Source organism: Salipiger sp. (assembly GCF_059781815.1).
Genome location: NZ_JBYNAH010000281.1, coordinates 1 through 5,883 on the forward strand (window position 1 = coordinate 1; position 5,883 = coordinate 5,883).

General features: G+C 65.2%; 6 protein-coding genes. 2 read left to right on the forward strand and 4 right to left on the reverse strand.

Features of this window, described 5'->3' with window-relative positions; genetic code table 11:
- A partial coding sequence (locus AC6RA4_RS22730; RefSeq protein ID WP_500164181.1) for a translation initiation factor IF-2 occupies positions 1 to 908 on the forward strand: 908 nt, incomplete at its 5' end.
- 175 nt (positions 909 to 1,083) lie between these two features.
- Here AC6RA4_RS22730 and AC6RA4_RS22735 read toward each other — a convergent pair.
- From AC6RA4_RS22735 to AC6RA4_RS22750, 4 genes are all read right to left on the reverse strand, one after another.
- A complete protein-coding gene (locus tag AC6RA4_RS22735) occupies positions 1,084 to 1,212 on the reverse strand; it encodes a hypothetical protein (RefSeq protein WP_007795323.1) in 129 nt (42 codons plus the stop codon).
- A 163-nt stretch (positions 1,213 to 1,375) separates the two neighbouring features.
- Positions 1,376 to 1,777 (reverse strand): 8-oxo-dGTP diphosphatase MutT, encoded by a 402-nt coding sequence (gene mutT / locus AC6RA4_RS22740; protein WP_500164183.1) that lies wholly within the window; start codon positions 1,775 to 1,777, stop codon positions 1,376 to 1,378.
- A gap of 89 nt (positions 1,778 to 1,866) precedes the next feature.
- Positions 1,867 to 3,096, reverse strand: a complete 1,230-nt coding sequence (gene argJ / locus AC6RA4_RS22745) for a bifunctional glutamate N-acetyltransferase/amino-acid acetyltransferase ArgJ (protein ID WP_500164185.1) — start codon at positions 3,094 to 3,096, stop codon at positions 1,867 to 1,869.
- Positions 3,097 to 3,957 (reverse strand): peptidylprolyl isomerase, encoded by an 861-nt coding sequence (locus AC6RA4_RS22750; protein WP_500164186.1) that lies wholly within the window; start codon positions 3,955 to 3,957, stop codon positions 3,097 to 3,099.
- A 191-nt stretch (positions 3,958 to 4,148) separates the two neighbouring features.
- On the opposite strand from AC6RA4_RS22750, the gene secA reads away from it, so the two are divergent.
- A partial coding sequence (gene secA, locus AC6RA4_RS22755; RefSeq protein WP_500164188.1) for a preprotein translocase subunit SecA occupies positions 4,149 to 5,883 on the forward strand: 1,735 nt, incomplete at its 3' end.

The window sequence follows — 5,883 nt, forward strand, 5'->3', positions numbered from 1 at the left end:
GCACGCTGCGCCAGGGCGACATCTTCGTCGTGGGCGAGCAGTACGGCAAGGTCCGTGCGCTGATCAACGACAAGGGCGAGCGCGTTCAGGAAGCCGGTCCGTCGGTTCCGGTCGAGGTGCTTGGCCTCAACGGCACGCCCGAGGCGGGCGACGTTCTCAACGTCACCTCGACCGAGGCGCAGGCCCGCGAGATCGCCGAATACCGCGAGCACGCTGCGAAAGAGAAGCGCGCCGCCGCCGGCGCCGCGACGACGCTCGAGCAGCTGATGAAGAAAGCCAAGGACGACGAGAGCGTCTCCGAGCTGCCGGTGGTCGTGAAGGCCGACGTGCAGGGCTCGGCCGAGGCCATCGTCCAGGCGCTCGAGAAAGTCGGCAACGACGAGGTCCGCGTGCGGGTGATCCACTACGGTGTCGGCGCCATCACCGAGACCGATATCGGCCTTGCCGAAGCCTCGGGCTGCCCGGTCATCGGCTTCAACGTACGTGCCAACGCACCGGCCCGCAACAGCGCCAACCAGAAGGGCGTGGAGATCCGCTACTACTCGGTGATCTACGACCTCGTGGACGACGTGAAGGCGGCGGCCTCCGGCCTGCTGTCGAACGAGATCCGCGAGAACTTCATCGGCTATGCCGAGATCAAGGAGGTCTTCAAGGTCTCCAATGTCGGCAAGGTCGCCGGCTGTCTCGTCACCGAGGGTGTTGCCCGCCGCTCCGCAGGCGTCCGCCTGCTGCGCGACAACGTGGTGATCCACGAAGGCACGCTGAAGACGCTGAAGCGCTTCAAGGACGAAGTTGCCGAGGTCCAGTCGGGCCAGGAATGCGGCATGGCGTTCGAGAACTACGACGATGTCCGCCCGCAGGACGTCATCGAGATCTTCGAGCGCGAGGAGATCGAGCGCTCGCTCTGATCCTCACCGCATCGCGGAAACAGACCCACCCGGAGGGCGACCTCCGGGTGTTTTCGTTTTTGTGAAACTGTGGTTCCCGTTTGGGTTGAGGCGTCGCGCGCGGGTCTCGGAAAATGGAAAAGCCCGGAGCTTTCGCTCCGGGCCTTGCACTAGAACTCAGAACTTGTCGTTCGGTTCAGGCAGCCACCGGGTTCCCGGTAAAGACCTGATTTCCGACACGAACGGCAATGCGACCGTCAGGGAGACTCTTTTCGAGAATGCCCTGAACCGAGACGCAGCTGCCAAGGATGATGGTACGCAGCATTTCAGTGTTCCCCGTAAAGAATATTACAGAAATATGAATACTCGCGAATCAGTTCTCAAGCCAGATCAAATGTTGTCAACAGCGCTTAATTACTAATCATATAGCCGTTCTGGGTGGGTTTTTTCACGCTGCGACGCAGAAATTTCTGGACAGCCCGCATCCGTCACAGCCAGTCGCGCAGGATCGGGATCAGCGGGATGTCCGCCGGGGGCATCGGATAGTCGCGCAGTTCGCGCGCGTGGACCCATTTCAGCGCCTGCCCTTCCTTCGAATGCGGCGCGCCCTGCCACTTGCGGCAGGCGAAGAGCGGCATCAGCAGATGAAAGCTCTCATAGGCGTGCGAGGCGAAGGTGAGCGGCGCCAGACAGCTCTCCCAGGTGTCGATGCCAAGCTCTTCCTGCAGCTCGCGGATCAGCGCGACCTCGGGGCTTTCGCCCGGCTCGACCTTGCCGCCGGGGAACTCCCAGAGCCCGGCCATCGACTTGCCCTCCGGTCGCTGCGCCAGAAGGATGCGGCCGTCGGTGTCGATGAGCGCGACGGCGGAGACGAGGATGATCTTTGACATGAGGGAACTCCCGGTGGCGAGGTCAGGCCGGCGAGGGGCGCTGCCCCTCGCGCTCCCCGAGGTATTTCAGAACCAGAGAAGGGGTGGGCTCAGGACCGGTAATCGGCGTTGATCGAGATGTAGCCGTGGGTCAGGTCGCAGGTCCAGACCGTGGCATTGCCGGCGCCGAGGCCGATATCCACGTTGACCGCGATCTCGGGCTGTTTCATCAGCGCGGCGCCGTCCTCTTCCTTGTAGGAGGGGGCGACCCAGCCGTTCTCGGCCACCAGCACGTCGCCGAAGCGGATGGTGAGCCGGTCGCGGTCGGCGGCGGCACCGGATTTGCCGACGGCCATGACGATGCGGCCCCAGTTCGGGTCCTCGCCGGCGATGGCGGTCTTGACCAGAGGCGAGTTGGCGATGGCCAGCGCATGGGTGCGGGCATCGGCATCGGTCTTGGCGCCGGTAACGTTGACGGTGACGAACTTGGTCGCGCCTTCGCCATCCTTGACCACCTGGTGCGCGAGATCGAGGAACACGCCCTCGAGCGCCTGGGCGAAATCGCTGTCAGCCAGCGTGACCTCGACGCCGGAAGCGCCGGTGGCGCCCATGAGCAGGGTGTCGGAGGTCGAGGTGTCGCTGTCGACGGTGATGCAGTTGAAGCTGCGGTCGTTGATCTCGGAGACCATGGTCTGCAGGTCGCCGCGCGAGATCTTGGCATCGGTGAAGATGTAGACCAGCATCGTCGCCATGTCGGGGGCGATCATCCCTGAGCCCTTGGCAAAGCCCGCGATCTTCACCTCGCCGTCGGGCAGCGACACGGTGGTGCAGGCGCCCTTGGGGAAGGTGTCGGTGGTCATGATCGCGCGGGCCGCCTCGGCGCCCTTGCCGGCGTTGAGCGCCGCTACTAGATCGTCGACCTTGGCGATGATGCGGTCATGCGGCAGGCGCTCGCCGATCACCCCGGTGGAGCTGGTGAAGACCCGCGCCTCGGGCAGGCCGGTGGCCTTGGCCACGGCGGCGCAGATCGCCGCCACCGAGCCGTCGCCGGCCTTGCCGGTGAAGGCGTTGGAATTGCCCGAGTTGACGATGATCGCCGCGCCCGCGTCGCTGTCGGCGCCGATCTTCGACTGGCAGTCGAGCACGTTGGCCGAGCGGGTGGCGGAGCGGGTGAAAACCCCGGCAACGGTGCTGCCGGGATCGAGAAGCGTCAGCATCACGTCCGTGCGCCCGGCGTAGCGGACCCCTGCCGCAACAGAGGCGAACCGGACCCCGTCGATCACCGGAAGATCCGGGAAGGCGGCGGGTGCGAGCGGCGAAACGGACGTGATCTTGGCCAATTAGTCCTCCAGGAGCTGCATGTTCGAAAGCGCCGAGACATCGGCCTCGGACTTGTCCATGCGGGTGACTTCCGTCGATGCGATGGTTTCGTCAATATATTTCTCGACCGCCTGCTGCTGCAGCGAGGTCTCGATCTCGGCGCGCACCTGCTCGAGCGCCGGCGCTTCCTTGGCGCGGGTCTCGTTGAGCTTGATCACGTGCCAGCCGAACTGGGTCTGCACAGGTTCGGAGACCGCGCCGACCTCGAGGGTCTCGACCGCCGCCTGGAACGGCTCGACCATCATGCCGGGGCCGAACCAGCCGAGCTCGCCGCCATTCGGGCCGGACGGGCCGGTGGATTTCTCGCGGGCCAGCTCGGCGAAATCGGCGCCGCCGCTCAGCTCCTCGACCAGCGCCTGCGCGTCTTCCTCGGTTTCCACGAGAATGTGAGAGGCGTTGAATTCCTTGCCCATCTCGGCGCCGGCGTAATCGGTCTCGTAGGCGGCCTCTACCGCCTCGTCGGTCACCGCTTCGTCGGCGATCGCCTTGACCACTTCGCCGGCCAGCAGGGCGCGGCGCTCGTTGTCGATGGCGAGCGTCACGCGCTTGGTCTCGACGGCCTTCTCGTCCTGCGCCAGGGCGGCCTGGCGGACCAGCTGGTCGAGGATGCCATCCCAAAGCACCTCGTCGCCAAGCTGTTGATATTGATCGGGGAGCGTGGTGCGGACCATCAGCATGTGGCCGAGCGTGATGTCGGTGCCGTTGACGGTGGCCACGACGGTGTCGAGGGTCATTTCCTCTGCCTGATCCTGGGCCTCTGCCGGCATCGCCAGAGTGAAGGCAAAGGCCGCCGCGGTCAGTGTGGTGAGGGTTTTGCGCATCGAATAAGGTCCTTTCGGGTCCTTCGTGGACTGCCCCGGGTGGGCAGCGTTGACACTTTCTGAGCCGAGCCTTACATGCCGATAAGGCTCTGCAAGGCCGGTCGTTCCCCTGTGTCATATGGGCTGTGTTCGAGGCGGGCAAGCGGATGCCACGACGAGAACACGACTTTGTCAGACAGGAACGGGCAGGCATGCTGGGTATCGGAACTCTCGCGCGGAAGGTGTTTGGAACGCCGAACGACCGCAAGATCAAGGCGACACGCCCGCTGGTCGCAAAGATCAACGCGCTGGAGCCGGAGTTCGAAGCGCTCGACGATGCCGGCCTGATCGCCAAGACCGAGGAGTTCAAGCAGCGCATCGCCGATGGCGAGAGCCTCGACGCGCTGCTGCCCGAGGCCTTCGCCAATTGCCGCGAGGGCGCCAAGCGGGCGCTTGGCCTGCGCGCCTTCGACACCCAGCTGATGGGCGGCATCTTCCTGCACCAGGGCAACATCTCGGAGATGAAGACCGGCGAGGGCAAGACGCTGGTCGCCACCTTCCCGGCCTATCTCAACGCGCTGACCGGCAAGGGCGTGCACATCGTCACGGTCAACGATTACCTCGCCCGCCGCGATGCCGAGTGGATGAGCAAGGTCTACGGGGCGCTCGGCCTGACCACCGGCGTGGTCTACCCGCAGCAGCCCGAGGCGGAGAAGAAGACCGCCTACGCCGCCGACGTGACCTATGCCACCAACAACGAGCTGGGTTTCGACTACCTGCGCGACAACATGAAGTCCGAGCTGAGCCAGATGATGCAGCGCGGGCATTACTTCGCCGTGGTCGACGAGGTCGACAGCATCCTGATCGACGAGGCCCGGACGCCGCTGATCATCTCCGGCCCGAGCCAGGACCGCTCGGATCTCTACATGGCGATCGACCGGCTGATCCCGCAGCTCTCCGAAGACGCCTACACGATCGACGAAAAGACCCGCAACGTCACCTTCACCGACGAGGGCAACGAGGCGCTGGAAGAGATCCTGCACCTGCGCGGCGTGCTGCCCGAGGGGCAGACGCTCTATGACCCGGAAAGCACCACCGTGGTGCACCATGTCAACCAGGGCCTGCGGGCGCACAAGCTCTACACCCGCGACAAGGATTACATCGTCCGCGACGGGCAGGTGGTGCTGATCGACGAGTTCACCGGCCGCATGATGGTGGGCCGGCGCCTGTCGGATGGCCTGCATCAGGCCATCGAGGCCAAGGAAGGCTGCAACATCCAGCCCGAGAACGTCACCCTCGCGCAGGTCACCTTCCAGAACTACTTCCGCCTCTACGACAAGCTTTCGGGCATGACCGGCACCGCCGCCACCGAGGCCGAGGAATTCATGGAGATCTACGGGCTTGGCGTGGTCGAGGTGCCGACCAACCGGCCGATCGCCCGGATCGACGAGGACGACAAGGTCTACCGGACGGGGGCCGAGAAATACGCCGCCATCGCCGAAGAGATCAAGGTCGCGCATGAGAAGGGCCAGCCGGTCCTGGTGGGCACCACCTCGATCGAGAAGTCCGAGATGCTGTCGCAGCTGCTGACCAAGGCCGGCCTGCCGCACAACGTTCTGAACGCGCGCCAGCACGAGCAGGAGGCGCAGATCGTCGCCGATGCCGGCAAGCTCGGCGCGATCACCATCGCGACGAACATGGCCGGCCGCGGCACCGACATCAAGCTCGGCGGCAATGTCGACTTCAAGGTGATGGAAGCGCTCGAGGCCGACCCCGAGGGCGATCCCGAGGAGATCCGGCAACGGATCGAGGAGGCCCACGCCGCAGATGAAGAGGCCGTGAAGGCCGCCGGCGGTCTCTACGTGCTCGCCACGGAACGCCACGAAAGCCGCCGCATCGACAACCAGCTGCGCGGCCGCTCCGGCCGTCAGGGCGACCCGGGCCGCA